Genomic DNA, 25,975 nt, shown 5'->3' on the forward strand with positions numbered 1-25,975 from the left:
TTCCCGCCCATGCCGCCGTTGTCGCCGTGCGGCGGTCCGTATGAGAAGTGTCACGCGCCGCGACGGGGAACAGGGGCGGTCCACGCGAGGTTGCCCAGAGGGATCGCCCGAGAAAGGGCCACCAGGACCGCCGCACGGACCACAACGGACCACAGGAGCCGCACGATGAGCCAGAGCAGCGCAGGCGCCGAAGCAGGCACCGCCGGAATACCGGTCGACGCCCGCGACCAGGGTCCGGAGACGCCGCTGTCGATCCTCGACCTGGCCACCGTCGGCGACGGCTACACCCCGTCCCAGGCGCTGGCCGCGACCACCGTGCTCGCGCAGCGCGCCGAGGAGTGGGGCTACCACCGGTTCTGGGTCGCCGAGCACCACGGGATGCCCGGGGTGGCGAGCTCCTCCCCCGCCGTGCTGCTGGCGCACCTCGGCGCGCACACGAGCCACATCCGGCTCGGGTCGGGCGGGGTGATGCTGCCCAACCACGCACCGCTGGTCGTGGCGGAGCAGTTCGGGCTGCTGCACGCGCTCCACCCCGGCCGGGTCGACCTGGGGATCGGCCGCGCGCCCGGTACCGATCCGGCCACCGCGCGGGCGCTGCGGCGCGGGGCGGGGATGGATGCCGTCGACGAGTTCCCGCAGCAGCTCAGTGAACTGCTGCACTTCCTGGACGCGGACTTCCCCGCCGGGCACCCGTACGCGCGGCTGCGGGCGGTGCCGGGTGAGGCGAGCGCGCCCGGGAGCGGGCGTCCGCCCGTGTGGCTGTTGGGGTCGTCGGGGTTCAGTGCGCAGCTGGCCGGGAGGTTGGGGCTGCCGTTCGCGTTCGCGCACCACTTCAGCGGGCAGAACACGGTGCCCGCACTCGACCTCTACCGGGAGTCGTTCCGGCCGTCCGAGGCGCTGGCGGAGCCGTACGCGCTGATCGGCGTCGGCGTCGTGGCCGCCGACGACGACGTGCAGGCCCGGCGGCTCGCGGGGTCGGGCGCGTTGTCGATGCTGCGGCTGCGCAGCGGGCGTCCCGGCCAGGTGCCGACGCCGGAGGAGGCGGAGGCCTACCCGTACAGCGAGTTCGAGCGCGAGTTCGTCGACTCCTGGTTGGCCAACGTCGTCATCGGGGCTCCGGACCAGGTCCGCGAGGGTCTGCAGGAGCTGCGCAAGCGCACCGGCGCGGACGAGTTGATGGTGACCAGCAATATCCACGGGCACGACGCCCGTCATCGCTCGTACGAACTCGTGGCGCAGGCATGGGGGTTGGGTCAGATTGCGGGTCAGGATCCGAGCCAGGGCTCGGGCCGGGGAGCGGACCGGGCGTGAGTTCCCCGCTGCAGCAGATCGACGACCCGCGCGCCCGACGCGCGGGCGTTCGGCTGCTGCTGAAGCGGGACGACCTGCTGCATCCGCCGGTCTCGGGCACCAAGTGGCGCAAGCTGCGGCCGAATCTGGAACGTGCCCGCGCGGACGGCCACGACACCCTGCTGACCTTCGGCGGCGCGTACTCCAACCACCTGCGCGCCACGGCCGCCGCCGGACGGGAGGCGGGACTGCGCACCGTGGGCGTGGTCCGCGGGGACGAGCTGCGTGATCGCGAGCTCAACCCGGTGCTGCGCGCAGCCGTGGACGACGGGATGGAGCTGGATTTCATCAGCCGCAGCGCCTGGCGCTCGCGGATGGAGCCGGACTCGCTGCGGGAGTGGCAGCGCCGCCACGGCCCGGCGCTGGTGGTGCCCGAGGGCGGCAGCAATGCGGCGGGTGTGCTCGGATGCGTGTCCCTCGGTGAGGAGTTGGCGACGACCGACGTGCAGGTGGCCGTGTGCGCGGTCGGCACGGGCGGGATGCTGGCCGGCCTCGCGGCGGGCCTGTCGGACGACCAACGCACAGTCGGCTTCGCCGCGTTGACGCATGCGGATCTGGAGTCCGAGACGCTGGTGCTGCAGCACGCCGCTTTCGGCGGCCGTCGCGGCTCGTGGCGCGTCGACACCACGGCGACCTTCGGCGGATACGGCCGCCGCACCCCCGAACTCGACGCGTTTCGCGCGGAGTTCGCCGAACGGCACGGCATCGCACTGGACCCGACGTACGAGGCGAAAGTGCTGTACGCAGTGCTGGAACGGCTCGGTGGCGAGGAGTTCCCGGCGGGCTCGACAGTGGCCGTCGTCATCGCTGGTTGACCGGACCGGCGGTGAGGCCTAAAGGAAGCTCAAGTCGGCCTTAATCCCCAAGTGGTCTAGCCCAAGGTCTAGTCCAATCTATTGACGGACCATCGACACCTCGCCCACCCTGGACCAGGCAGGCGGCGCACACCCCCATGGCGCGCACGCCCCCGCTTCCGGAAAGCCCACTCCTCCCCACAAGGAGCGTCCAGGTGTTCCGCTTCACCCCCAACCGCGCGATCGCGACGGTCGGCGCCGCCGCGCTCGCCGCGGGCGGGCTGCTCGCGTCCATGGGCGCCAGCGCCCAGGCCAGCACGAGTAGCAGTACCAGCACTGGCAACAGCGCTGCTCTCAGCAGCAGTTGGTACGCCGCAGCCCCGTATCTGATGCCGCTCGACAACAACCCGCCCAACCCGACTGACGTGATGGCCGCGACCGGGCTCAAGGCCTTCCAGCTGGCGTTCATCCTTGCGCCCAACAGCGGTGGCTGCACGCCGACTTGGGGCGGCACTGCGCCCGTCTCCAGTGACACGGCCGTGGCGTCGACGATCCAGGCGATCCGCGCCGCGGGCGGCGACGTCTCGGTCTCGATCGGCGGCTACGGCGGCACCAAGCTGGGCCAGACCTGCGCCACCCCGGCCGCGACCGCCGCCGCGTACCAGCAGGTCATCGACAAGTACGGCCTGCACGCGATGGACTTCGACCTCGAAGAGCCGGAGTACGAGAACGCCACCGCGGTCGCCAACGAGGTCGGCGCGGCGCAGATCCTGCAGCAGAGCAACCCCGGCCTCTACATCTCGATCACCATGCCGGGAACCACCTCCGGGACCGGCTGGTTCGGGCAGCAGGTGCTGGACCAGGCGAAGTCGGACGGCTTCACGCCGAACAACTTCTCCATCATGCCGTTCGACGGCGGGTTCAACGGCGCGGCCAGCCAGATCTCCGCGCTGCAGCAGTTCAACACCCTGTTGGTGAACACCTTCGGCTGGGACAGCGCCACGGCCTATGCCCACGAGGGCATCTCGATGATGAACGGCCGCAGCGACAGCGGCGAGTTCTTCTACCAGTCCGACTTCCAGACGGTGTTGAACTTCGCCGAGACCAACCACATGGCCCGGTACACCTTCTGGTCGGTCAACCGCGACCGCGAGTGCACCCCGCCGGACAACAACGGCACGACGTCCGGTAGCTGCAGCAGCGTGACGCAGAACGACTGGGACTTCACCAAGTACGACGTGCAGTTCGCCGGGGCAACCCCGCCCACCGGCACGCCGACGCCGATGCCGACCTCGACGGTCACCACGCCGCCCAGCGCGAGCACCAGCGCCTCGGCGACGGCGACGGCGACGGCGACGAGTGGCGGCGGGACCTGCACGGCGACGCCGTGGAGCTCCGCAACCGCCTACAACGGCGGCGCAGTGGTGAGCTACGGCGGCCACCAGTGGACCGCCAAGTGGTGGACACAGAACGACACCCCGGGCGGCCCGGCCGGCGTCTGGACCGACGACGGGCAGTGCTGACCACTGACCGCTGACCGCTGACCGCTGACCGGATGACGTGACAGCACGAGGGTGGGGGCGGCCAACAGGCCTCCCCCACCGACACGTTCAGCACGGCTCGATCAGAAGTGCGTGCCACCGTCGATGCGGATCTCGGTGCCGGTGATGAAGGAACCGTCCACCGAGCCGAGCATGGCGACCACGCCGGCCACCGCCTCCGGACCCGCGAAGCCCGCGCCCAGCGCCGGGGCGAGCTTCATGAAGAGGGACATGTCGGCGTCCTCGGGGAGGCCAGGGCCGACGTTCTCCTTGCTGGAGCCGGTGCCGTCGGTCATGCCGCTGGAGATGGAGCCGGGCGCGACGGCGACGAAGCGGATGCCCTGCTTGCTGTACTCCGAGGCGAGGGCGTGGGTCATCGACTGGATGCCGCCCTTGCTCGCGGCGTAGGCCGCCATGTACGGGTGGGCGAAGCCGGCCGAGGTGGAGCTGAAGTTGACCACGACCGGGGCGTCGCCGTGCAGCAGCGCCGGGATCGCCTCACGGATCATCAGGAAGGTCCCCGTCAGGTTGACCGCGATGATCTTGTTGAAGAAGTCCAGGCTGGTCTCGTGGGTGTGCGACGAGCGCAGGATGCCCGCGGCGTTGACCAGCACGTCCAGACCGCCGAGCGCGGCGAGGGCGGCGGCGACGGCGTTGCGGACCGAGGCCTCGTCGGCGATGTCGACGGTCACAGCGTGGAGGCGTGCGTCCGTCCCGGCGGCGACGGCCTGTTCGCGGGTAGCGGCAAGACCGGCCTCGTTGACGTCGGCGGCGACGACGTGGCCGCCCTCTGCGAGTACGCGCAGCACGGTGGCCTGGCCGATGCCGGAGCCACCGCCGGTGATCAGGACTCGACGACCCTCGTAGCGGTTCATGAGGTTGCTCCGTTCACAGCTGAATGTCTTGACGTCGAGATTTCCGGCGTCACTGGACACCGTACGCCTTGGTGGCACGATTTGCCACACTTGCAGTGCGTGCAGTTGTGACACGCGCGAGCGCCGACGTCCTAAGGTGTGTCCTGTGACCAGCGCACCGCCTCCCCAGCTCCCCGGCTCCCCTCAGCTCCCCCACTCCCCCCAGCTCTCCCTGACCGAGCGCCGGAAGGCGGCGACGCAGCTCGACATCGCGCGCGCCGCGGCCGAGCTCTTCGCCGAGCGCGGGCCGGACGGGACCACCGCCGAGGAGATCGCCCAGCGGGCCGGGATCGCGCTGCGCACCTTCTACCGCTACTTCCGCAGCAAAGAGGACGCGGTGTCGCCGCTGCTCAGCGCGGGCGGCGCGCAGTGGCGGGCGCTGCTGGCCGAGAAGGCCGGAGGGTCCGGTCACGCCGGCGGGTCGGCACCGTCGGGGAGCGACCTGCGCGACGCCCTGGTCGCGGCGGCGCAGGCGTCGATGACCCCGGTCGACGCATCGGGGGCCGAGGCGCTGGAGGGCACCCGCGGGCTGCTCCGCGCCGCCGCTGCGGACGCCGCGCTGCGGGCGGTCTGGTACCGGGTCAACCAGGAGTCGGAGGAGCAGTTGGCCCCGGTCCTGGCGGCGCTGCCGAGCCTGGCCGGCCGCAGCGCGCTCGAGCTGCGGATGATCGCCGCGGGCGCGACGGACGCCATCCGGCTGTCGCTGGAGGCCTGGGCCGCGACCGACGCCGCGCCGGACGGCCCGGAGGGCCCGGTCGCCCTGGTGGACCGCTGCATGCGCACGCTGCTGCAGTGGCTCTGAGGAGCAGCCCTGACACACAGTCAAGAACAGCGGTCAAGAAAGGCAGCTGAGAACAGCAGTTGAGAACAGGAACGCCGGACGCCCGCACGTGCGGGCGTCCGGCGTCGACATGCCGGTGTGTGCGTCCTGCGCTCAGCGCCAGCTGACGGGGTTGCGGTAGCTGGTGACGCGCTCGAGGCGGCGCCAGCGGGCCTGCGGGTGGCGGCTGCCGTGGGCGAAGCGCGGCTGCGCCTCGCTCTCGGCGTTGGCCGCGGCAGCGGCGCGGGCCATCAGCACGGCGGTCAGCGCGGCCAGCTCGTCGTCCGCCAGTTCGCCCTTGACGATCTGGACCATCGGTGCGGTTGCGGAGGTCATCGGTGCCTTCCTGAAAGGATCAGCGGGGTTGGCTGGTCTCGACGGCGAGGCCGGCTGTGGACTGTGGGGGCCTACTGCGGGGGGTTGCCGTGCTTGCGGGCAGGCAGGTCGGCGTGCTTGGTGCGGAGCATCTGCAGGGAGCGGATGAGCACCTCACGGGTGGCGGCGGGGTCGATGACGTCGTCGACCAGGCCGCGCTCGGCCGCGTAGTAGGGGTGCATCAGCTCGTCCTTGTAGTGCTGCACCATCTCGACGCGCTTGGACTCGGGGTCATCGGCGGCCGCGATGTCGCGACGGAAGATCACGTTGGCCGCACCCTCCGCGCCCATCACCGCGATCTCGTTGGTCGGCCACGCGAAGGCCAGGTCCGCCCCGACGCTCCGCGAGTCCATGACGATGTAGGCGCCGCCGTACGCCTTCCGCAGGATCAGCGAGATCCGCGGCACCGTCGCGTTGCAGTACGCGTACAGCAGCTTCGCGCCGTGGCGGATGATCCCGCCGTGCTCCTGGTCCACACCGGGCAGGAAGCCCGGCACGTCCAGCAGCGTCACGATCGGGATGTTGAACGCGTCGCACAGCTGCACGAACCGCGCCGCCTTCTCGCTGGCGTGGATGTCCAGCACACCGGCCAGGGACTGCGGCTGGTTGGCGACGATGCCGACGACCTGGCCGTCCATCCGGGTCAGCGCGCAGATCACGTTCGTGGCCCAGCGCTCGTGGACCTCCATGAACTGGCCCTCGTCGGCGAGCTCCTCGATCACCTTGCGCATGTCGTACGGACGGTTGCCGTCCGCCGGGACCAGGTCCAGCAGCGACTCGCAGCGGCGGTCGGCCGGGTCCTCGGTCATCTCGACCGGCGGGGTCTCCCGGTTGTTCTGCGGCAACAGCGACAGCAGGAACCGGACCTCCTCCAGGCACGCACGCTCGTCGTCGTAGGCGAAGTGCGCGACACCGGAGATCTCGGCGTGCACGTCCGCGCCACCGAGCCCGTTCTGCGAGATCTGCTCGCCGGTGACGGCCTTGACCACATCCGGACCGGTGATGAACATCTGCGAGGTCTCACGGACCATGAAGACGAAGTCGGTCAGCGCCGGCGAGTACGCCGCACCACCCGCGCACGGGCCGAGCATCACGGAGATCTGCGGGATCACACCCGACGCGCGCGTGTTGCGCTGGAAGATGCCGCCGTAGCCGGCGAGCGCGGTGACGCCCTCCTGGATACGCGCCCCCGCACCGTCGTTGAGCGAGACCAGCGGCGCGCCCGCCGAGATGGCCATGTCCATGATCTTGTGGATCTTCTGCGCATGCGCCTCGCCCAAAGCGCCGCCGAAGATCCGGAAGTCGTGCGCGTACACGAAGACCGTGCGGCCGTGGACCGTGCCCCACCCGGTGATCACACCGTCGGTGTAGGGCTTCTTGTTCTCCAGCCCGAAACCGGACGCCCGGTGCCGCCGCAGCGACTCCACCTCGTTGAACGAGCCCTCGTCCAGCAGCAGCTCGATCCGCTCACGCGCGGTCAGCTTCCCCTTCGCGTGCTGCGCCTCGGTCGCCGCCTCACTCGGACCCGCCAGCACCTGCTCACGAATCGCGTGCAACTCGGCGACGCGACCCTTCGCATCGCTCACGGCGACAGGGGCTTCACGCAGGACGGTCATGAAGAACTCTCCAAGGTGTGTGCGGAACGGTCCGCCGCTGAAGAGGCGAACCAGCTCACCTCTACGACCCTACGAGGACGACCCAGTCAACAAGGGGTGCGACTCTGTACAAGACCTGGGCCCGGTTCCTGGTGAGGATGTACAGGAGTGCACAGCGGCCACCTGCGTAGCAGCGAGGATCGGTGGGACAGCTGATCCCATGAAGGGGTCAAGAATTCATCCGTTCCTCACAAAGAAGTCCTAGGGTGCCGCGCATGACGACTACCGGCCCCACTACGCCCAGCACCCCCAGCGGCCCTAGCGGCCCCAGCGGCATCTCCGGCATCGGCGGCGTCTCGGCCGCCGAGGCTGCCGCCGAACTCCCCACAGCGACCGCGACCCCAGTCGTATCCATGGCGGTCACCGAGAAGAAGAGCTGGTCACCCCGGCCCAACGAGGTGCTCAGCCCCGAGCAGAAGGACATGGACGAGCTCACCGACGAGGAGCTGGAGGCGCTCACCCAGGAGAGCATCTCCACGGGCGTCCTCGGCGGAGCGAGCGCGGTCGTCGCCGCCGCGCTCGGGCTGGTGTCGATCAGCGGGACCTGGCTGGGCACGCTGCTGCAGCAGCGCCAGCAGCTGATCGGCAACATCGCTTCCTCGAGCAAGGCCGCCGCCGACCAGATCAAGGCCGGCTACACCGACCCGTGGCACCTGCTGGCCGCGTGGAACGGCGCGTTCGCGCTGGTGGCCGTGCTGGTCGGCGGCTTCACCGTGTTCGGCGGGCGGTTCCTCTCCTCCAAGGAGCTGCCGAGTTGGGTGCGCGCGGTGGCGTGGGCCGGTGTCGTCCTCGGCGTCATCGGCCTCTTCATCTCCGCCGCGATCTACTTCGACTTCTTCACCGCCGCGATCAAGCCTCCGGCGACCTCGACGGCGCCGACGGGCTGACCGGCTGACTTACGTCAGTTCGGGCCATCCGCACCTCGCGGTCGATACCGATCTCGTCGAGGAAGCGCTGGTCGTGGCTGACCACGACCAGCGCACCGCGGTAGCCCGCCAGGGCCGTGGTGAGCTGACGGACCCCGGCCAGGTCCAGGTTGTTGGTCGGCTCGTCCAGCAGCAGCACCTGCGGGGCGGGCTCGGCCAGCATCAGCGCGGCCAGGGTCGCCCGGAACCGCTCGCCGCCGGAGAGCGTGCCGACCGGCTGGTCCGCCCGCGCTCCGCGGAAGAGGAACCGGGCCAGCCGGGCGCGCAGGTCGTTCTCGGTCGCCTGCGGCGCGAACCGGGCCGCGTTGGCGACCACGCTCAGCTCCTCGTCCAACAGGTCGAGGCGCTGCGGCAGATAGCGCACCGGCACCGGCCGGTGGACCTCGCCCGCCAGCGGCGCGAGCTCGCCGACGACGGTGCGCAGCAGCGTGGTCTTGCCGCTCCCGTTCGGACCGACCAGCGCGACCCGCTCGGGGCCGCGCAGTTCCAGGCCGATCCGCACGCCGTCGAGCGCGCGGTCGAGCGCGGGGTCGAGCACGCGGTCGAGCACGCCGTCGCCCTCGACAACCCCCGCGGGGGCCGCGCCGTGGGCGAGCAGGACGTCCATGAGCGCCAGCACGGTCCGGCCCGCCGGGACCTCGGTCGCCGGCAGGTCGACGCGGATCTCGTCGTCGTCCCGCACCGCGAGCTCGGCCGCGGACAGGCGTTCGCGGGCTGCGCTCACCTTCTCCTCGTGCTCGGTGCGGAGCCGACCCGCCGACTCCTGCGCGGTGCGCTTGCGGACCCGCATGACCGCCCTCGGCTCGCGCTTGATCTCGAACATCTTCTGGCCGTAGCGCTTGCGGCGGGCCAGTTTCACCTGGGTGTCCGCCAGTTCGCGGCGCTGGCGGCGCAGGTCCGCCTCGGCGACGCGGACGTCGCGTTCGGCCGCCTCCTGGGCCACCGTCAACGCCTGCTCGTACTCGGAGTAGTTGCCGCCGAACCAGGAGACCTCGTGGTCCCGCAGTTCGGCGACCCGGTCGACCAGGTCCAGCAGCGTCCGGTCGTGGCTGACCAGGACCAGCGTGCCGCGGAACTCGGTGACGGAGCGACAGAGCCTCTCCCTGGCACCGGCGTCCAGGTTGTTGGTCGGCTCGTCGAGCAGCAGCACGTCCGGCCGCCGCAGCAGTTGCCCGGCCAGGCCGAGCAGGACACCCTCGCCTCCGGAGAGCTCGCCGATCCGCCGGTCCAGGCCGAGGTGGCCGAGGCCGAGCCGGTCCAGCTCGGCCAGGGCGCGCTCCTCGACGTCCCAGTCGTCGCCGATGGCGGCGTAGTTCTCGTCGGTGGCCTCGCCGCGTTCGATCGCGTGGAGGGCGGCGCGCTTGGCGGCGATGCCGAGCGCGACGTCCACCGGCAGGTCGGCGGCGAGCGGGAGGTGCTGCGGCAGGTAGCCGAGGGTGCCGTCGATCCGGATGCGTCCGGCCTCCGGCGTGAGTTCCCCGGCGATCAGCCGGAGCAGGGTGGACTTACCGCTGCCGTTGCGGCCGATCAGCCCGGTACAGCCGGTGCCGACGACGAAGTCGAGGCCGGTGAGGACCGGTACGCCGTCGGGCCAGCTGTAGTCGAGGCCGGTGCAGACGACGGCGGGCAGGGGCAGGTTGTCGGTGCGATGCATGGGGCGACTCCCGGTGTCGTGGTGGTGGATCCAGCGGCACGGAGGGAGACTTAGGCGACCCGACGGGGGCTCAGGGAAAGGCGCTTGCGCGGCACAGGGGTGTGCTCAGAGCGCGGTGCGCGGAGGAATGGCGCAGCTGCTGCGCGCGGGCATGCAAAAGCCGCCCGGGCGAGAAGGCACGTCTGGCTGAGGTCGGGTGCGTGGTCTCCGAGCTCAGCAAAGCAACGGCCTACTCCTTCGGGGCGGCAACAAGGTCGTGTTCCACGGTACGGCGGGCATGCGGGCGGCGCAAAGGATTTTCCGTCACCGGTGCGGAACGCCGTCGCGCGTCCTTGTCCTTCGCCCAAGCGGGCGTCCCCGTTCGAGCGAATGCGCAGCTTCTGTCGCCGTGTCAGCCCACTTGGAGTCGACGGGACTTGTCATCGTGCCAGCATGCGCGTCCTTCTCCGCTTCGCCCTCGTCGCCGCCGCCTGCACCGCTCTGCTGGGTGCCGGCGCCCCCGCCACGCCCGACGCACCGCGTGAGGGTGCCGACTTCGTCCACCTCGCCCACCCGGTGAACACGTCGCCCCGGGAGGTCGTCGAGGTCTTCTGGTACAACTGCTCGCACTCCTACCAGTTGGAGCAGCCGCTGGACGAGTGGGCCGCGCAGCAGAACCCGCCGGTGGTGATCAAGCGCATCCCGGCCGCGTGGCCGGACAAGCCGGTGATGATGGCCTACGCCCGGCTCTACTACACGCTGGCCAAGCTGGGCGTCGCCGACCAGGAGGCGCTGCAGGTCTTCCAGGCCGTCCGCGACGAGCAGATGGACCTGACCCAGGAGCCCGCCGTGCTGGACTGGGCCGAGAGCCAGGGGCTGGACCCCAACGCGGTCAAGCAGGCCTACGAGTCGCCGCAGGTCTGGGACGAGACCCAGGCCGCCCCCGCGCTGCGCGACCGGTACCAGACCGACGAGATGCCCAGCGTGATCGTCGGCGGGACGTACCGGACCTCGCCGTTCATCGTTCCGGAGGGCGTGGACGGGGTGGTCCCGGTTGTCGACTGGCTCTACCAGCACGCCAGGCACTGACGCGCGGAGTACCGAAGCGCGGAGTACCGAACGGCCGAGCACTGAACAGCGCGCCCGCGGTCAGGCGTATTCGCGCAGCCGGGGTCTGACGCCCGTCAGCACCAGCAGCAGCGCCAGGCCGAGCAGCACCGCGGACGTGGCGGCCCAGCCGCTCAGGTCGCTGTCGGCGGCCACGGCGTGGGAGGTGAAGGCTGCGGCATGGGTCGCGGCCAGGTCGTCCAGGTGGACCGAGAAGTCGTAGTAGGCGAAGCCCACGTCGCTGCGGCCCACACCGGTGAGCTGGATGGCCGCCTGGTTGACGTCCCCGCCGTCGGCGACGGCGCGCAGGCCGGCGTCGGTGGCCAGGTAGGCCGAGAACCGCTGCCGGACGACGGACGCGGCGGCGCTGCCGTCGGTGCTGTCGGTGCTGTCGCCACCGCCGCCGTCACCGCTGCCGTCGGCTGCCAGCAGTGTCCGGACCTGCCCGGCGTCCGCCTGGAACTGGGCGGCCAGCGCGCCGCGGTATCCGGGGTCGACGACCCAGCGGCTCTCCCGCGCCTCCGCGTCCACGGCGACCACCGAGGCCTGGGCAAGACGCGCGTAGGGCGTGTAGCCCTGGTTCACCGCTGCGTCGACCTCACTCGCCGCGCCCAGCAGCGCCGAGGCCGAGCCGAGCACGAGGGCCAGTACGCAGGCGGTCGCGACCAGCAGCGGCACGTTCAGGACGCGCCGGTAGCGGCGGGCCAGGTCCCGCTGCCACCAGAGCAGGGCCAACAGCGCGAGCACGCCGAGCGCGACCAGCAGCCAGACGGAGACGAGGGCCGCGGTGTGGGCGGCGTCCCGGTCGGAGTCGACCTGCGCGTCCGCGGTGGCCATCACGGAGCGGACCTGCGGCAACAGGCTGCTCTGCAGCAGTGCGTCGGCCTGGGCGTAGGTGTCGAGCGCGACGGGCGACGGCTGGCCCACCACAGGGTCGGCCTGGGTGCCGACCGCGTACTCCTCGGTGCCGGTCCACGCGTCGTAGAGGGAGAGCTGGTCGAGCAGCGGCTGGACCTTGTCGGCCCCGGCGGAGACGGCCAGCGCGGCCAGTTGCTGCGACGCGTCGGTCTGGTCGGTCTGGGCGGTCAACGCGGCCAGCACGCCGTCGTCGACCAGCTCCGGCGTGGCCCCCGGCGCGGGCGGCACCGCGGAGTAGCCGACGACCAGCGACTTGGCCCGCTGCGCGTCGAGATCGGACAGCGCCCGGTACAACTGCCCGGCCGCGACCGCGCGCGGCTCGGAGACGTCGGTGAGCTGCCGCGTCCGCGCGGCGGTGTCGGCGAGGCCGAGCAGTGCGGCGACCAGCAGGGCCGCGGTGAGCAGCAGCGCGACACCGGCCTGGGTCCGCAGCCGGGCCACGGGTCCGGCGAGGCTTCGGCGCACCAGACCACCGCGTATGCCCGCGCGGGCGGGGAGAGAGGCCGACGAGAGAGTGGCGGTCACGGTGACGACGGTAGACAGGCGAGCCCGGCCTCATCTGACATCCAGTCAGCCATTTGGTGAACTCGTTGTCACGATGCGACAGCAGAGGGTCTATACGCGATATCTTTCCGTGTCGCCGGTTCCACTCTTCGTGTTCACAGCGTTTACCCAGGTAAGAACGGAGTGAGCAGGGTTACCAAGAGTCGGTTTCCGGTGTGATCATGTGAGCCGCTAGCGTTGGTCAGCGGTCTGTGTTGCTCGGGCATCCTGGGGCATCCGGGCCACCGGCGGATCAGCAGGCGGAAACACGACAGAGCAGGACAAGGGAGCTGGCAGCGTGAGCATGGTGCTGAGCTTCTTCGCGTCCTGGTGGTTCCTGATCGTCGCGTTGCTCGCCGTCTTCTCGGACGCCTTCGTTCCCTTCGTGCCGAGCGCCACCATCGTCGTCGCGGCGGCCCTGGAGTCCAACGAGAACCATCTCCCGCTGCCGTTCGTCGGCTGCGGTGTCGCGGCCGCGTCCTTCGCGGCCGACCTGGTGCTGCTGAACGTCGCCCGCCGTGGCGCGGGACGCGCGCGTCGCTGGATCGCGCGCCGCGCGGGCACGGCGGACGCTGCGGCGTCCGTGCTGGAGGCGCTGGAGCAGAAGCCCGGACGCACCGTCGTCGTCGCCCGCTTCGTGCCCGGCGGTCGCAGCGTGCTGGACCTGGCGGCCGGCACGGCGGAGCGGCCTCCGGCCCGGTTCGTGCAGTGGTCCGCCGTCTCGGCGGTGGTCTGGGCGACCTACATCATCGCGATGGGCTGGCTGAACGAGGACGCGTTCCGCACGGCCTGGCTGAGCGTCGCCGTCTCCTTCCTGGCGACCACCACGGTCAGCGCGTTCGTCGCCCGCCACGTCACCCGCCACCGCGCCCGGGCGCGCGCCGCCGGAGTCGCGGCCGCGGCGGAGGAAGACGCGGCGCTCGCAGAGGCGGCGTAGTTCCTTCTGCAGGCAGGGTAGTTGCACCACCTCAGGGGCGCGGGGAACTGCGCGAACAACCACCCTGTGCGGATGGCCCTGCTCGTTCGGTGTGTCACGTGCGTGGGTGGCTTGTCGCGCCCACGCGGCGGAGCCGCACATGAGCAGAGCCCCCCGCCCCTGAGGTGGTGCAACTCACGTCATTGTCAAAAGCTCCGCTATCCGCCCCGCAGGGCCGGCCTCGGTCAGGAGCGTGTAGTGGTTGGTGTCCGGCACGACCTCGACCGGCACGCGGTCGGTGTCCAAGCCCGCGGCAGCCAAGCGCTCAGCGTCCAGCAGGGCCTGGGGCTCGTCGAAGAGGCCGCGTTCCGCCAGGAGCAGACGCGTCGGTGGGGTGAGGGTGTGAACCGAGGCGAGGATCTCGGGGTCGAAGAGCCCCACACCGTCGGTGCGTATCGCGTCCAGGATGCAGGAAGAGCGGAACGTCGGCGCCTCGCCGACCAGATCGCGTTGGAGGTACGCGTCGATCTCCGGTGACCACGCCGCGCGCAGCGCAGGATGCGGTTGCCAGAAGGCCCGGTACGCGTCCCTGCTCTCGAAGGTCATGGAGAGCCGCTCCATCGCGGGCCCCAGGACCGCGGTGAGCAGTTCGTCGCCCGCCAGCCCCGCCGGAGGCGGGAAGCCGACGCCGCCGTCGACCAGCAGGACGCTGCGGAACAGCCTCGGGTACCGCGCAGCGGCCAGCGCCGCGACGAACGCGCCCATGGAGTGCCCCGTCAGGACCACCGGGCCGCCGCCCGCGAGGGACTCGACGACCGCGGCGACATCCGCCGCATGCGCGCCGATGCCCCACGGGCCGCTGACACCCGCGCTCGCCGCACGGCCGCGCAGGTCCGGGGCGAGCAGGGTGGCCCGCCCGGCCAGCGCGCGAGCCACCGCGCCCCAGGCCAGGCCGTTGGCGGTGATGCCGTGCAGGGCCACGACCACCGGCGCGTCGGGGACGCTCGCGGGCCAGCGCAGCACCGTCAACTCGCCGCCCTCGACCGGGAGGATGACCTCTTCGAACCCGTCGAACTCGCCGCACCCGTCGAGCTCCTCGAACCCGTCGAGCTCGCCGCACCCAGGAACCGTCATGCCTTCGACCTCCTCCTCGACCTGAGCCGGGCGGGCGGCCCGGCAACGCCGCCCGGCAAGGCGCAGACCACGATCAGAGCCCCGCGCCCCTGGGGTTGCAACTACCTGCGTCAGCGGACAACCGAGTCAGCGGCTACTCGCTGAGCTGCCACGTGATCGGGGCCTGGCCGAAGTCGGCCAGGGCCTTGTCGATCTGCGAGAAGGGCTTGCTGCCCAGGAAGTAGCGCGCGGAGAGCGGCGAGGGGTGGCCGCTCTGGACGACCACGTGGCGGGTGGTGTCGATCAGCGGGAGCTTCTTCTTGGCGTAACCGCCCCAGAGGACGAAGACCACCGGCTCCTGGCGGGCGTTGACCGCCTTGATGACGGCGTCGGTGAACTTCTCCCAGCCCCTGCCCGCGTGCGAGCCGGCCTCGTGGGCACGGACCGTCAGCACCGCGTTGAGCAGCAACACACCCTGGTCGGCCCACTCCTGGAGGTTGCCGTGGGCGGGCGCGGTGACGTCGATGTCGCTGGCCAGCTCCTTGTAGATGTTCCGCAGCGACGGCGGGACCTTGACGCCGCGTCGGACCGAGAAGCACATGCCGTGCGCCTGGTTGTCGTCGTGGTACGGGTCCTGGCCGAGGAGCAGGACCTTCACCTGGTCGAGCGGGGTCGACTCCAGCGCCGCGAAGACCTCGCCGCGCGGCGGGAAGACCTGGCCGGCGGCGCGCTCGGCCGCGACGAACCGCGTCAGCTCCTGGAAGTACGGCTGCTCGACCTCGTCTTGCAGCGCCGCCCGCCACGACTCGGGCAGCACGAACTCGCCGGCTTCGGCGGGGGTGACGGCGGGGTGGGACATGCGGGCCTCCAGGACTGGCTAATTCGTCCCGGACACGCTATCGCCCGCCACCGACAACCGGCCCAACTCCGCTGCCAGGCCGTCCAGGACGACGTCCAGCCCGAACGCGAACCCCTCCTCGACGTCGCGGTCGTCGTCCGCGTCGTGGACGAACCGGGCAAGCAGCGGGTGGTTCCCCTCGGCCAGGACCCGGCCCAGGTAGGGGCCGACGGAGCGGCGGTAGTCGTCCTCGGTCTGCCCGGTCCGGCGGATCGTCTCGGCCTCGGCGATCTCGCTCATCACGAAGCCGCGCACGAAGGCCATGACCGTCCAGCCGAAGCCCGCCATCGCGTCGATGTCCAGCCCGAGGCCGTCCATCGCGCCCAGCATCCGCTCGGTGTTGCCCATCATGTTGGGGCCGAGCGGCGGACGGCTCGCGGTGATCGCGAACACCCACGGATGACGCAGCACCATGGCCCGGTAGCCGAAGGCGATCGCGCGCAGTTGGGCGCGCCAGTCACCGGCCGGGGCGGACTCCGGCTCGGCCCGCCACTCCCCCACGACCTGGTCGATCATGAGATCGAGCAGGTCGTCCTTCGTCTCGACGTAGCGGTAGAGCGACATGGTGCCCACGCTCAGCTCCGAGGCGATTCTGCGCATCGACACCGCCTCCACCCCCTCGGCGTCGGCGAGCGCGACCGCCGCGTCGACGATGCTCTCCACGCTCAGGGACGGCTGGGGCCCCCGCCCGGCGCTACGCGGCCGGGCCCACACGGGGGTACGGGCTTCCGCCAAGGCGGCCTCCTCCACACACTGGGTGCGTACATTGTACGCACCCAGTGTCAGCGGGATCCGCTGAGATGGGCGAAGAGCACCACATTGCCGGTGTACTCATGCCGCACCCGGTCGAAACCACCCCCGCAGGTGATCACGCGCAACTGCGCGCCGGGGCCCGGGCCGTAGACCTGGGCGGCCGGGCAGGCGGGCTTGGGGGAGGACCGGACCTGGTCCACGGTGAAGACGGCCGTCCGGCCGTCGACGCGGTTGACGTCCACCTCCGCACCCGGCCGCACGGCCGACAGGTTCCAGAAGACGGCCGGGCCGGTGCTGGTGTCGACATGGCCGACGATCACCGCCATGCCCCGCTCCCCCGGCGCCGCCGAGTCGCGCAGCCAGCCCGCCGTGTGCGGCAGCGAGAAGGGCGGCAGCTCGGCCGCGCCCTTGCCGTCCGTCCCCAGCCCGAGCAGCGGCGCGCTGAGCCGGACCGAGGGGACGGCGATGGTCAGCGGCGTCGAGCGCGGCAGCATGGCAACGGCGGGCCGTAGCGAGGAGGCATGTGCCGGGCGCGCGACATGCACGGACGCGCCCCCTGGCCGGACCGCGTCCGACGCCGACTGGCGCCCCTGCACAGCAGCGACGACCGCCGCGCCCTGCCGGGCCACCTGGCTCCTCACGTGCTCCCCCACGCCGAGCGCCGCCCCCGCCAACGCGACGGCCAACAACCCGACGGACACCCCACCGAGCGGCCGCCGCAAAGGCCGCCAGGGCGGACGGGGTCGACGGGACGGACGGGACTCGGCACCCGCGGGGCGGCCGGCCTTGGCGGTCCGCTTCGAACGGACCTTGCTGCGTTCAGACATCCGCGCTCGTCACCCTTCGTCGGAGCACGACGACGCTGTACACGGCCCCCGAAACCAGCAGGATCCCGACCGCGCCGTCCCTGACCGCCCCCGCGCCGGACCCCGATGCGGACGCGGCGACGTCGGCGGAGGCCGAGGACGCCGCCGGCATCTGCCGCCAGCCACGACCGGCCGCGGGAGCAGGCGCGGACGCGCTGAGCTGAACTACCGTCACCTGACCGGCGGCGACCGGCCGTCCGGAGCAGACCTCGCGCACAAGGTGCGTACCTGGCGCGGCGTCGCCCGCGATCCTGGCCTGCGCGTAGAGCCCGCCGTCGGCGGCGAGTGCGAGCCCGACGGGCGCGGCGAAGGCCTCGGAGCTGACCTGACCTGTGGTGACCCCGCCGCAGTCGGCGAAGGTCCGCAGGTCCACGGTGGCACCGGGCCGGGTGTCGGCGGGGTCGACGGTGAGCGGCGCCAGCACGACGGGAGGCGCGATCCGCGGCCCACCGCCCGGCGTACTGTCGCCGACGGTGACCAGCGTCGTCCCGCCACCAGGCGCGGCGTCAGCCGCAGCCTGAGCCGCGCCCAGCAACAGCAGCGCGACACATGCGAACGCGGTCCGCAGGGTGGCTGCCATCGGGGTTCCTTTCGGCCCGTCAGAAATTCACTGACTGACCGTTAGAAATATGACGATCGCCCGACTGTTCAAACATCCCGACACCCGTTCGGGTCCCTCGGACCGGATGAGATCGACCAGCTCATCAGATCAGATCGATCAGCTCCGAAACCGACTTCACCACCCGCGACGGGCGGTACGGGAACCGCTCCACCTCGTCCAGCGAGGTCAGCCCGCTCAGGACCAGGAAGGTCTTCAGCCCCGCCTCCATACCCGACTTGATGTCGGTGTCCATCCGGTCGCCGATCATCGCCGTCGTCTCGGAGTGCGCGTTCACCGCGTTCAGCGCCTCACGCATCATCAGCGGGTTGGGCTTGCCCACAAAGTACGGCTCGACGCCCGTCGCCTTGGTGATCAGCGCCGCGACGGAGCCGGTCGCCGGGAGGACGCCCTCGGTCGAGGGGCCGGTCTCGTCCGGGTTGGTGCAGATGAAGCGCGCGCCCGCGTTGATCAGGCGGATGGCCTTGGTCAGCGCCTCGAAGCTGTAGGTGCGAGTCTCGCCGAGGACGACGTAGTCCGGGTTGGAGTCGGTGAGCACGTAGCCGACCTGGTGCAGCGCGGTGGTGAGGCCCGCCTCGCCGATGACGTACGCGGTGCCGCCGGGGCGCTGGCCCGCCAGGAACTTCGCGGTGGCCAGGGCGGAGGTCCAGATGCACTCCTCCGGGACGTCCAGGCCCATGCCTGCCAGGCGGGCGTGCAGGTCGCGCGGGGTGTAGATGGAGTTGTTGGTCAGCACCAGGAACGGCTTGCCGGACTCCCGCAGTCGGCGGATGAAGTCGTCCGCGCCGGGGATGATCGTTCCTTCGTGGACCAGAACGCCGTCCATGTCGGTCAGCCACGACTCGATCGGCTTGCGCTCGACGGGGTTCGCCTCGGCGGCGGAGTTGCTCTGAGCCACGACGGTCTCTCCACTCTGGGTGATCTGTGATCCGGTGAATCGTTGTCTGCCCTGACCACCACCCAGCCTAGTGCCGCACCAATCCGCGCAACAGCGCGTCCGCGCGCCGTCCCAGCAGGCAGGACGGTGCGCGGACGAGGGAAACAGCGCGACGCAGCGAACGCGCGGCGAACCGTCAGAGCACCAGCGCGGGCAGGTCGGCGACGCTCTGCAGCACCGCGGTCGCGCCGTCGGCGCGCAGGCGGTCCGCCGTGTGGGCGCCGGTGAGGACGCCCGCCACCAGGCTCGCACCGGAGCGGACGCCGCACTGCATGTCGTAGCCGGTGTCGCCGATGACGGCCATCTCCGCGACGCTGTCCGCGGCGGCGGTGCGCAGGAAGGCGGCGAGGGCCAGGTCCGGGTACGGGCGGCCACGGCCGGCGTCGGCCGGGCAGAGGGCCAGGTCGACCAGGTTCTCCCAGCCCAGGGCGGTGATGATGGCCTGCTGCGTCGGGCCGGAGAAGCCGGTGGTCAGCACAACCGTGACCCCGGCCGCGCGCAGCTGCTTGATGGCGTCCTCCGCGCCGGGGATCGGCACGACGTGACCCTCGCCGACCAGGCGCTCGTAGGCGGCCTCGAAGGCGACGTTGGCGCGCTGCGCCAGCTCCTCCTCGCCGAAGAGGCGGCGGAAGACGGTGATCTTGCTCTCGCCCATCGTGGCGCGGACGTCGGCGAGCATCGCCTCGTGGCGCTCGGTGCCCGGCTCGACGCCGAGCTCACGCGCCGCTGCCTCGAAGGCCACCTCGACCAGGCCGCCGTCGTGCACGGTGGTCCCGGCCATGTCCAGGACGACCAGTTTCACCTTGCGCTCGGCCTTCTCAGCGTTCTGCGTGTTCTGAGTGTTCTCAACCACGGTCCGTCACAGTCCAATCTCGTTCGCGGTGTCCTCGCCGATCGCGGGCGAGCAGGTCATGCCGCGGCCTCCGGGGCCGGTCACCAGCCAGACGCCCTCGCGGACGCGCTCCCGGTGCACCACGCGCGTGGTGTCCACGCACTGCGCGTACACGCCGGCCCAGCGGCGGCGGATCCGCGGCATCGAGCGGCCGAGCAGGTCCTCGACCACGCCCTGCAGGTAGGCGTAGGGGTCCTCGTCCACGTCGAAGCCGAAGGGCTGGTCGTACTCGTGGGTGTCGCCGACGGTCAGCGAGCCGTCACGGCGCTGGACCATCAGCAGCTGCATCCGGTGCTCGGCGGCGACCGGGTCCTGCGCCTGACGGGTATTCAGATCCATCAGGGCCGGGCCCTGGTAGGCGGGGTAGTAGCGGAAGGAGTCGCCGTCGGCGACGGAGGTGGTGAGCACCTCGTCCAGCGGGTCGGTCTGCATCATCTGCAGCCGGACCCGGCGCACCGGAAGCTCCGGGGCCAGCTCGCGGACCAGGCCGCCGAGCCAGGCGCCGGTGCAGAGCACCACGACGTCGCCGGTGTGCAGCTCGCCGCGGTCGTCGCGGACGGCGTTCTCGCCGACGACCTCGCGGACCTCGCGTCCACCGAGGAATGTGTAGCGGCCGGTGGCGCGTAGGTGGTCCTGGAGGGCGCGCTGGGTGACCCGCGGCTCGACCTGGGCGTCGGCGGGCGACCACAGCGCGCCGAGCAGCTTGCCGCCGAGAGCCGGGTTGAGGGCCCGGGTGGCGTCCGCGTCGAGCAGCTCCCAGCCGCGGAGGGCGGCGTCGGGACGGGCCACGACCTCCTCGGCGACGGCCAGTTCGGCGTCGGTGCGGACGACCGTGAGCGAGCCGGAGGCGCGGAAGCCCACGTCGGGCACCTCCGCGGCTATGGATTCCCACATCTCCCGCGCGCGGAGCGCGGTGTCCAGTTCCGCACCGACGGACCGACCGCTCACCCAGACCAGGCCGAAGTTGCGCACGGACGCGCCGCGCGCCTGCTCCTCCCGCTCGAGATGGACGACCTGATGACCGCGCTGGACCGCATGCCAGGCATGCATGGTTCCGAGCGCTCCTGCTCCCACAACGATGACCTTCACGTCGTCGACCCTCGATCTCCCCGGTTGCACGACGGGACCTTCCCGGTGAATCCAGCATGAACAGGAACGGCACGTTTGGACTAGACCCGTTATCTTCTCGTTATGGAATGATCCCGTTCTCCTCCTCTCACAACCCGGAGGCAGGTGCGCTCAGCGCTCGGCCGTGAGCTCCGTCCAGAAGCTGAACCGGTCGCCCCGGTACAGCGTGCGGACCCGCTCGAACGGGCGGCCGTCCGGGTCCCAACTGCGGCGGTGCAGCAGCAACATGGGCAACGCCGGGGGCGTGCCGATGAGCAGCGCCTCGCGCGGGGTGGCCAGCACGGTCTCGATCCGCTCCTCGCCCCCGCCGGAGACCAGACCGCCCGCCTCCTGCGCGTAGGCGTAGAACGAGCCGTTCGGATCGAAGTCCTGGTCCATCCGGGGCAGCAGCGCGGTCGGGGCGTAGGTCGACTCCAGGCCGACCCGCTCCTCGTCGACGAGCAGCACGCGCTCCAGGTGCCAGACGAAGTCCCCGCGCTCGACGCCGAGTTCGCGCGCCGCCTCGGCGTCGGCAGCGAACCGCTCCAGGCCGATCAGGGCACGCCCCGGCACGTGGCCGCGACGGCGGACGCCCTCGGTGTAGCTGCCGAGCGAGAGCGGCTGCTCGATCTTGGGACCGGCGACGACCGTGCCGCGCCCCTGGCGGCGGACCCGCCCTTCCAGCAGCAGCTCGCGCAGGGCGAGCCGGAGCGTCTCGCGGGCGACGCCGTAGCGCTCGGCCAGCTCGCGCTCGGCGGGCAGCGTCGCTCCTTCCCCCAACTCGGCCAAAAGCTCAGAGAGTTGGGCCTTGGCGAGGTAGTACTTGGGCATCCGCCCGTGCTCCGGGATGCCGGCGCGGACGGGCGCGCCCGGGGAGTGCGGCAGGCGCGGGGCCTGCGAGGGTGGTGGGCTCACCCTCCCACGGTAGCCGGACGAGGCTGCTGGCCGACGAGATGACCCCAGAGCACCATCCGGTAGAGCGAGGTGAACGCCGGGGTGCAGGTGGTCAGCGTGATGTAGTGGCCGGGCGTGCGGTAGCCGTACTGCGCGGAGGGGTGGACCGAGCTGTAGGGCTCGGGCAGGATCACCGTGCCGTCGGACGCTTCGGTCTGCGGCAGGACCGAGTCGATCCGGTAGACGTAGTCCCAGCCCTGGACCTCGACGATGACGACGTCGCCGACGTGCACCTGGTCCAGGTACCGGAACGGCTGCCCGTGGGTGTTGCGGTGCCCCGCCACCGCGAAGTTGCCGAGCTGGCCCGGCATGGCCGTGCCCGGGTAGTGGCCGATGTAGCCGTGGTTGAGCACCGCGTACTTGTCGACGCCCTGGGCGACCGGGAAGACCAAGCCGAGCACGGGGATCCGGATCACCGCGAACGCGGGCAGGTCGCGGACCATGCTGTCGATGCCGTAGCCGCTGCTCGGCCAGCCGCCCGCCGATCCGCCCGATCCTGACGCGCCCGACGAGCCGGAGCTGCCTCCGGCGAGGGTGGCCGAGGCGCTCGGCGAGGCGGACCCGGGGGCGGAGGGGCTCGGCGACGCGGGACCGGAAGCGGACGCCGAGGCGTGGGCGTTGGCCTCCGCGTCCCACTGCTGCTCCAGCGTGGCGACCGTCTGCGCGGCGTTGGCGTCGGCGGTGTGGTTGGTCCACCACAGCTCGTAGGTGGCCAGCAGCACCAGCACCAGCCCCAAGGTGACGGCCAGTTCGCCGAAGAGGATGAGACCGCGGCGCAGTCCCCACAACCACCGCGGTCCCATGCGCACCCCCTCAAGCGAACCCCTGGTGCGTTCCTGACGGTGCGTCAGGCTACGCCTGGGCGCGCCAGGCCGCCAGATGCGTGGCGATGTCGTCCAGCAACCGGGCCTTGCCCGCCTCGTCCTGGAACGAGGAGCGGACCGCCTGCCGGGCCAGCTCCGCGACCCCGGCCTCGTCCAGCTTGAGCAGGTCGGCGACCACCTCGTACTCGCGGTTGAGGTCGGTGCCGAACATCGGCGGGTCGTCGCTGTTGACGGTCACCACCAGCCCGGCCTCGACCATCTGCCGGATCGGGTGGTCCTCCATCCGTTCCACGACGCGGGTGGCGATGTTGGAGGTCGGGCAGACCTCCAGCGGAATCCGGTGCTCGCCCAGGTAGTCGACCAGGGCGGGGTCCTTGACGGACTGCGTGCCGTGACCGATGCGCTCGGCGCCCAGGTGGCGCAGGGCGTCCCAGACGGTCTCCGGACCGGTGCTCTCGCCCGCGTGCGGGACGCTGTGCAGGCCGGCCGCGCGGGCCCGGTCGAAGTACGGCTGGAACTGCGGACGCGGCACGCCGATCTCCGGCCCGCCCAGCCCGAAGCTGACCAGCCCGTCCGGGCGCAGTCCGAGCGCCAACTTCTCGGTCACCTCGGCGGACTCCAACCCCGCCTCGCCGGGGATGTCGAAGCACCAGCGCAGCACGATCCCGAGCTCCCGCTCGGCGGCGAGCCTGGCGTCCTCGATGGCCTCCATGAACGCCTCGCCCGGGATGCCGCGCTTGACCGAGCTGTAGGGGGTGACCGTCAGCTCGGCGTAGCGGATGTTCTGCCGGACCATGTCCTCGGCCACGCCGTAGGTCAGCGCCCGCACGTCCTCCGCGTCGCGGATCAGGTCCACCACGGACAGGTAGACCTCGATGAAGTGCGCGAAGTCGGTGAACTCGAAGTACTTGGCCAGTGCGGCCGGATCCGCGGGCACGTCGGTGCGCCCCTCGTACCGTGCGGCCAGCCCGGCCACGACGTGCGGGGACGCCGAGCCCACATGGTGCACGTGCAGCTCCGCCTTGGGCAGACCGGCGACGAACGCCCGCATCGACATGCTGCTTCCTCTCATTTCATCCCTCATCCGCACCGGGCGGACACACCGGTCACAGCCTCTCACGGTGTGGGATAGCGTGGCGCAGACACTGAAACGCTCCAGGCGAGGCCTGGATCGGGGGAACAGGGGAACAGTGGCGAACTACTACCGGGTGGATCTCGACACCCTGGGGCGGATGACCTCCGCACTGCAGCAGGCCGGGGACCAGATGGACGCCGCGCTGCGCATGATGACCGGCGGCGCGGACGGCGACCAGATCGGCACGGGCGAGCTCAACCAGGCCACCCAGGACTTCCAGAGCACCTGGCAGTACGGGCTGGGCCAGCTCAAGCAGAGCCTCTCGGACACCGACGACGGCCTCAAGCAGGCGAAGTCGGGCTACCAGCAGATGGAGGACGCGCTCAGCCAGGCGCTGAACCAGATCAGCACGACCGAGGTTCAGCCGCTCGGCACGCAGATCGACCAGTTGGACCCCAACTACGGCGTCATGCAGCCGGGCGCGGCAGGAGGTGCTGCGAAGTGACCGGCGTCATCGAATTGCTGCACCAGGACTACCCGCACCTGGGCTTCAACCCGGTCCCCGGCGTCCCGGAGGACGTCGCGTCGGTCACGGCCGCGCTGACCCAGGCGACGGGGTCGCTCAAGGAGTCGGCCTCACTGCTCAGCCAGGTCGAGCAGGCGGGCAGCGAACTGTGGCAGGGCGCGGCGGCGGACGCCTTCCGCGGGCACGTGGACAGCGAACTGACGAAGCGTCTGCAGACCGCGCAGACCTCCCTGGAGTCCGCGGTCTCCGTTCTGACGGACTGGCACGGCAACCTGGTCGGCTTCAAGGACACCGCCGCACAACTCGACGCTGAGGCGGCGTCGGTGCAGACGCGGCTGCAGCAGGCCAAGGCCGACCTGCAGCAGGCGGAGGCCAACCCGAACCTCTCCCTGGCGGGCCGCGAGTACGCCAACCGGCAGATGCTGGAAGAGGCCCAGGCCGAGTACGACGCGGCCCAACAGGCGCTCTCACAGGCGACCTCGACGGTCAACAACCTCGACGAGGAACTCCAGGCGATCCTCAAGCGCGCCCAGGAACTCGCCTCCGAGCACGAATCCGTGGCCCACCGCTACGCCCAGGACCTGGAACACGCGGCCCACGATCTGGCCCCGCACAAGCCGGGCCTGCTCAGCCAGATGTGGAACGGATTCACCAGTGGCCTGAGCGCGGTGGCCAAGTGGGTCTCGTCCCACCTGGACCTGATCCACACGATCCTGTCGGACATCTCCGCTGTCGCCGGTCTGATCGCCCTGTGCACGCCGCCGCCGATCGACATCGTGGCCGGCGCCATCGCGCTGACCGCGGGCGTGGGAGCGTTGGCGACGGACCTGGCCAACCCGAAGACCCGCGACGCGATCGGCGGTCTGCTGACCGGGCACTTCACCAAGCAGAACCTCGAAGCGGGGCTGAGTGTGGCCACCGACGTGATCAGCGTCATCCCGGGCATCGGTGCGGCGGCCAGGATCACCAAGGGCGCGAAGGGCCTGGAAGAAGGGGTCAAGCTCGCGTCGAAGTTCTCGGACATCGCCGACGACGCGATCAAGACCGCGAGCTTCACCGGCAAGCAGATGGCGAAGAGCCCGCTGGTGCAGAAGGTGGCCGCGAAGGTGACCACCGACAGCGCCGAACTCTTCGCGACGAAGGTGAACCAGGGCAAGAAGGCCGTCACCGCGATCTACAAGACCGTCACGGGCTCGGGCGACTCGTCGAGCAACAGCCAGGGAGCCACCGCGTGAGCCGCATCGACCAACTGCTGGGCGGCGCCCGCCCGGCCCCGGACGAGGCCCAGCAGATCTGGGTCAACCTCCCGGAGGGCTACACGGCCCTGCCGCTGACCGACATCAGCGGCACCCTGGAACGTGCGGCGGAAGTCGTCGCCGAATTCGCCCCGGAACCGCTACTGGAGCTCGTGGCGCCCACCGCGGACCTGCTGCAGGTCCTGCTGCTCGAACTCAGCGAACGAGGCGCCAGCTACTGCGGGTTGGGACAGCACGTCTCCCCGCTGGACGGCACCGTGGTCAGTTCGACGCTTGTCGTCACGCTTCACTCCACCAACGCGACCGGTGACCCGAAGCAGCTGCTCGGCGAGATGGCGAAGCGTGTCGACCCCAGCTCGGTGGAGGACGGCGACGCGGAGTTGGTCGACCTGCTCGGCACCCCGGTGCTCTTCCTCGAGGGCATCCGTCGACTGCCGACGCCTGAGGACGACGATCCCGCTGCCACCTCGCCCGTGTTCACGATCGAGGCGCTGATCCCGTCCCCCGAGGGAGACCTTCTCGCCGCGGTCGAGTTCGCCACACCGTTCCTCGACCAGGGCCCCGAATTCCGGGTGATGCTCGCCCAGTTCGCCGCCTCCGTCAGCTTCGACGCGCCCCCGCCCGAGCCGGAGACCAGCAGCATCCTCTCGGCGCTCGGCTAGA

26 protein-coding genes are annotated in these 25,975 nt (G+C 71.2%); 10 read left to right on the top strand and 16 right to left on the bottom strand.

Features of this window, described 5'->3' with window-relative positions; translation table 11 throughout:
- Positions 1–165 precede the first annotated feature (165 nt).
- The 3 genes from ABH928_RS18655 to ABH928_RS18665 all read left to right on the top strand — a co-directional run bounded on the left by ABH928_RS18655 (position 166) and on the right by ABH928_RS18665 (position 3,667).
- Positions 166–1,311, top strand: a complete 1,146-nt coding sequence (locus tag ABH928_RS18655) for an LLM class flavin-dependent oxidoreductase (RefSeq protein ID WP_370067757.1) — start codon at positions 166–168, stop codon at positions 1,309–1,311.
- Positions 1,308–2,165 (top strand): 1-aminocyclopropane-1-carboxylate deaminase/D-cysteine desulfhydrase, encoded by an 858-nt coding sequence (locus ABH928_RS18660; RefSeq protein ID WP_370067759.1) that lies wholly within the window; start codon positions 1,308–1,310, stop codon positions 2,163–2,165. Before ABH928_RS18655 ends, ABH928_RS18660 begins: the two co-directional genes overlap by 4 nt.
- A gap of 272 nt (positions 2,166–2,437) precedes the next feature.
- The gene (locus ABH928_RS18665) at positions 2,438–3,667 is read left to right on the top strand and encodes a chitinase (protein WP_370067954.1); all 1,230 of its coding nucleotides are present in this window, start codon (positions 2,438–2,440) and stop codon (positions 3,665–3,667) included.
- A gap of 101 nt (positions 3,668–3,768) precedes the next feature.
- On the opposite strand, the gene ABH928_RS18670 is transcribed toward ABH928_RS18665, so the two are convergent.
- Positions 3,769–4,560 (bottom strand): SDR family NAD(P)-dependent oxidoreductase, encoded by a 792-nt coding sequence (locus ABH928_RS18670; RefSeq protein WP_370067761.1) that lies wholly within the window; start codon positions 4,558–4,560, stop codon positions 3,769–3,771.
- 145 nt (positions 4,561–4,705) lie between these two features.
- Between ABH928_RS18670 and ABH928_RS18675 the strand changes: the two genes are divergently transcribed.
- Positions 4,706–5,401: a TetR family transcriptional regulator gene (locus ABH928_RS18675; RefSeq protein WP_370067763.1), complete on the top strand. Its 696-nt coding sequence runs from the start codon at positions 4,706–4,708 to the stop codon at positions 5,399–5,401.
- A gap of 132 nt (positions 5,402–5,533) precedes the next feature.
- Here ABH928_RS18675 and ABH928_RS18680 read toward each other — a convergent pair whose 3' ends face one another.
- Together ABH928_RS18680 and ABH928_RS18685 are read right to left on the bottom strand one after the other, a co-directional pair.
- On the bottom strand, positions 5,534–5,755 hold the full coding sequence (locus ABH928_RS18680; RefSeq protein ID WP_370067765.1) for an acyl-CoA carboxylase epsilon subunit: 222 nt from the start codon (positions 5,753–5,755) through the stop codon (positions 5,534–5,536).
- Between the two features lie 71 nt (positions 5,756–5,826).
- The gene (locus ABH928_RS18685; RefSeq protein WP_370067767.1) at positions 5,827–7,410 is read right to left on the bottom strand and encodes an acyl-CoA carboxylase subunit beta; all 1,584 of its coding nucleotides are present in this window, start codon (positions 7,408–7,410) and stop codon (positions 5,827–5,829) included.
- A 254-nt stretch (positions 7,411–7,664) separates the two neighbouring features.
- Here ABH928_RS18685 and ABH928_RS18690 point away from each other — a divergent pair, with 254 nt between their 5' ends.
- Positions 7,665–8,336, top strand: a complete 672-nt coding sequence (locus ABH928_RS18690; protein WP_370067769.1) for a hypothetical protein — start codon at positions 7,665–7,667, stop codon at positions 8,334–8,336.
- On the opposite strand, the gene ABH928_RS18695 is transcribed toward ABH928_RS18690, so the two are convergent.
- On the bottom strand, positions 8,299–10,029 hold the full coding sequence (locus ABH928_RS18695; protein ID WP_370067771.1) for an ABC-F family ATP-binding cassette domain-containing protein: 1,731 nt from the start codon (positions 10,027–10,029) through the stop codon (positions 8,299–8,301). The two genes, ABH928_RS18690 and ABH928_RS18695, sit on opposite strands and share 38 nt — an antisense overlap.
- A gap of 432 nt (positions 10,030–10,461) precedes the next feature.
- On the opposite strand from ABH928_RS18695, the gene ABH928_RS18700 reads away from it, so the two are divergent.
- Entirely contained in the window at positions 10,462–11,097 is a 636-nt protein-coding gene (locus tag ABH928_RS18700; protein ID WP_370067773.1) for a thiol:disulfide interchange protein DsbA/DsbL, read from the top strand.
- A 60-nt stretch (positions 11,098–11,157) separates the two neighbouring features.
- Here ABH928_RS18700 and ABH928_RS18705 read toward each other — a convergent pair whose 3' ends face one another.
- Positions 11,158–12,558, bottom strand: coding sequence for a hypothetical protein (locus ABH928_RS18705; protein ID WP_370067775.1), 1,401 nt, complete (start codon positions 12,556–12,558; stop codon positions 11,158–11,160).
- A gap of 322 nt (positions 12,559–12,880) precedes the next feature.
- Here ABH928_RS18705 and ABH928_RS18710 point away from each other — a divergent pair, with 322 nt between their 5' ends.
- The gene (locus ABH928_RS18710) at positions 12,881–13,513 is read left to right on the top strand and encodes a DedA family protein (RefSeq protein WP_370067956.1); all 633 of its coding nucleotides are present in this window, start codon (positions 12,881–12,883) and stop codon (positions 13,511–13,513) included.
- A gap of 174 nt (positions 13,514–13,687) precedes the next feature.
- Here the strand turns inward: ABH928_RS18710 and ABH928_RS18715 are convergent, their stop codons facing one another.
- The 11 genes from ABH928_RS18715 to ABH928_RS18765 all read right to left on the bottom strand — a co-directional run bounded on the left by ABH928_RS18715 (position 13,688) and on the right by ABH928_RS18765 (position 23,512).
- On the bottom strand, positions 13,688–14,626 hold the full coding sequence (locus ABH928_RS18715) for an alpha/beta hydrolase (RefSeq protein ID WP_370067777.1): 939 nt from the start codon (positions 14,624–14,626) through the stop codon (positions 13,688–13,690).
- Positions 14,627–14,759: 133 nt separating this feature from the next.
- The gene (ung, locus tag ABH928_RS18720) at positions 14,760–15,464 is read right to left on the bottom strand and encodes a uracil-DNA glycosylase (protein WP_370067779.1); all 705 of its coding nucleotides are present in this window, start codon (positions 15,462–15,464) and stop codon (positions 14,760–14,762) included.
- Positions 15,465–15,482: 18 nt separating this feature from the next.
- The gene (locus ABH928_RS18725) at positions 15,483–16,238 is read right to left on the bottom strand and encodes a TetR/AcrR family transcriptional regulator (protein ID WP_370067781.1); all 756 of its coding nucleotides are present in this window, start codon (positions 16,236–16,238) and stop codon (positions 15,483–15,485) included.
- Between the two features lie 47 nt (positions 16,239–16,285).
- Complete coding sequence (locus ABH928_RS18730) at positions 16,286–17,083, bottom strand: class F sortase (RefSeq protein ID WP_370067783.1); 798 nt, start codon at positions 17,081–17,083, stop codon at positions 16,286–16,288.
- Positions 17,076–17,702 carry a hypothetical protein gene (locus ABH928_RS18735; protein WP_370067785.1) on the bottom strand — a complete coding sequence of 209 codons (627 nt, stop codon included), beginning with the start codon at positions 17,700–17,702 and terminating at the stop codon, positions 17,076–17,078. The genes ABH928_RS18730 and ABH928_RS18735 overlap by 8 nt, the downstream gene beginning before the upstream one ends.
- Before the next feature lie 124 nt (positions 17,703–17,826).
- Positions 17,827–18,567, bottom strand: coding sequence for an HAD-IIA family hydrolase (locus tag ABH928_RS18740; RefSeq protein ID WP_370067958.1), 741 nt, complete (start codon positions 18,565–18,567; stop codon positions 17,827–17,829).
- 247 nt (positions 18,568–18,814) lie between these two features.
- A complete protein-coding gene (locus tag ABH928_RS18745) occupies positions 18,815–19,531 on the bottom strand; it encodes a phosphonatase-like hydrolase (RefSeq protein ID WP_370067787.1) in 717 nt (238 codons plus the stop codon).
- A 6-nt stretch (positions 19,532–19,537) separates the two neighbouring features.
- Positions 19,538–20,659, bottom strand: a complete 1,122-nt coding sequence (locus ABH928_RS18750) for a TIGR03364 family FAD-dependent oxidoreductase (RefSeq protein WP_370067789.1) — start codon at positions 20,657–20,659, stop codon at positions 19,538–19,540.
- Positions 20,660–20,809: 150 nt separating this feature from the next.
- Positions 20,810–21,592, bottom strand: coding sequence for a GntR family transcriptional regulator (locus ABH928_RS18755; protein WP_370067791.1), 783 nt, complete (start codon positions 21,590–21,592; stop codon positions 20,810–20,812).
- A complete protein-coding gene (locus ABH928_RS18760; protein ID WP_370067793.1) occupies positions 21,589–22,434 on the bottom strand; it encodes a sortase in 846 nt (281 codons plus the stop codon). The genes ABH928_RS18755 and ABH928_RS18760 overlap by 4 nt, the downstream gene beginning before the upstream one ends.
- A 49-nt stretch (positions 22,435–22,483) precedes the next feature.
- Positions 22,484–23,512, bottom strand: coding sequence for an adenosine deaminase (locus tag ABH928_RS18765; protein WP_370067795.1), 1,029 nt, complete (start codon positions 23,510–23,512; stop codon positions 22,484–22,486).
- A gap of 133 nt (positions 23,513–23,645) precedes the next feature.
- On the opposite strand from ABH928_RS18765, the gene ABH928_RS18770 reads away from it, so the two are divergent.
- From ABH928_RS18770 to ABH928_RS18780, 3 genes are read left to right on the top strand one after another with little or no spacing between them, the layout of a single operon-like run.
- Positions 23,646–24,035, top strand: coding sequence for a hypothetical protein (locus ABH928_RS18770; RefSeq protein WP_370067797.1), 390 nt, complete (start codon positions 23,646–23,648; stop codon positions 24,033–24,035).
- Complete coding sequence (locus ABH928_RS18775) at positions 24,032–25,291, top strand: hypothetical protein (RefSeq protein WP_370067799.1); 1,260 nt, start codon at positions 24,032–24,034, stop codon at positions 25,289–25,291. Before ABH928_RS18770 ends, ABH928_RS18775 begins: the two co-directional genes overlap by 4 nt.
- Positions 25,288–25,974 carry a hypothetical protein gene (locus ABH928_RS18780; RefSeq protein WP_370067801.1) on the top strand — a complete coding sequence of 229 codons (687 nt, stop codon included), beginning with the start codon at positions 25,288–25,290 and terminating at the stop codon, positions 25,972–25,974. Before ABH928_RS18775 ends, ABH928_RS18780 begins: the two co-directional genes overlap by 4 nt.
- The last annotated feature ends 1 nt before the right edge of the window (position 25,975 follow it).

The organism is Streptacidiphilus sp. MAP5-3 (assembly GCF_041262505.1).
GTDB lineage: Bacteria > Actinomycetota > Actinomycetes > Streptomycetales > Streptomycetaceae > Streptacidiphilus.

What these genes read in the sequence shown, in the direction of transcription:
- ABH928_RS18690 (WP_370067769.1), top strand. Translation starts at nt 7,665, where the DNA reads ATGACGACTACCGGCCCCACTACGCCCAGCACCCCCAGCGGCCCTAGC.
- ABH928_RS18695 (WP_370067771.1), bottom strand. Translation starts at nt 10,029, where the DNA reads ATGCATCGCACCGACAACCTGCCCCTGCCCGCCGTCGTCTGCACCGGC.
- ABH928_RS18655 (WP_370067757.1), top strand. Translation starts at nt 166, where the DNA reads ATGAGCCAGAGCAGCGCAGGCGCCGAAGCAGGCACCGCCGGAATACCG.
- ABH928_RS18710 (WP_370067956.1), top strand. Translation starts at nt 12,881, where the DNA reads ATGGTGCTGAGCTTCTTCGCGTCCTGGTGGTTCCTGATCGTCGCGTTG.
- ABH928_RS18740 (WP_370067958.1), bottom strand. Translation starts at nt 18,567, where the DNA reads ATGGACGGCGTTCTGGTCCACGAAGGAACGATCATCCCCGGCGCGGAC.
- ABH928_RS18700 (WP_370067773.1), top strand. Translation starts at nt 10,462, where the DNA reads ATGCGCGTCCTTCTCCGCTTCGCCCTCGTCGCCGCCGCCTGCACCGCT.
- ABH928_RS18680 (WP_370067765.1), bottom strand. Translation starts at nt 5,755, where the DNA reads ATGACCTCCGCAACCGCACCGATGGTCCAGATCGTCAAGGGCGAACTG.
- ABH928_RS18670 (WP_370067761.1), bottom strand. Translation starts at nt 4,560, where the DNA reads ATGAACCGCTACGAGGGTCGTCGAGTCCTGATCACCGGCGGTGGCTCC.
- ABH928_RS18665 (WP_370067954.1), top strand. Translation starts at nt 2,438, where the DNA reads ATGGGCGCCAGCGCCCAGGCCAGCACGAGTAGCAGTACCAGCACTGGC.
- ABH928_RS18735 (WP_370067785.1), bottom strand. Translation starts at nt 17,702, where the DNA reads ATGGCAGCCACCCTGCGGACCGCGTTCGCATGTGTCGCGCTGCTGTTG.
- ABH928_RS18715 (WP_370067777.1), bottom strand. Translation starts at nt 14,626, where the DNA reads ATGACGGTTCCTGGGTGCGGCGAGCTCGACGGGTTCGAGGAGCTCGAC.
- ABH928_RS18730 (WP_370067783.1), bottom strand. Translation starts at nt 17,083, where the DNA reads ATGTCTGAACGCAGCAAGGTCCGTTCGAAGCGGACCGCCAAGGCCGGC.
- ABH928_RS18685 (WP_370067767.1), bottom strand. Translation starts at nt 7,410, where the DNA reads ATGACCGTCCTGCGTGAAGCCCCTGTCGCCGTGAGCGATGCGAAGGGT.
- ABH928_RS18760 (WP_370067793.1), bottom strand. Translation starts at nt 22,434, where the DNA reads ATGGGACCGCGGTGGTTGTGGGGACTGCGCCGCGGTCTCATCCTCTTC.
- ung (WP_370067779.1), bottom strand. Translation starts at nt 15,464, where the DNA reads ATGTCCCACCCCGCCGTCACCCCCGCCGAAGCCGGCGAGTTCGTGCTG.
- ABH928_RS18765 (WP_370067795.1), bottom strand. Translation starts at nt 23,512, where the DNA reads ATGTCGATGCGGGCGTTCGTCGCCGGTCTGCCCAAGGCGGAGCTGCAC.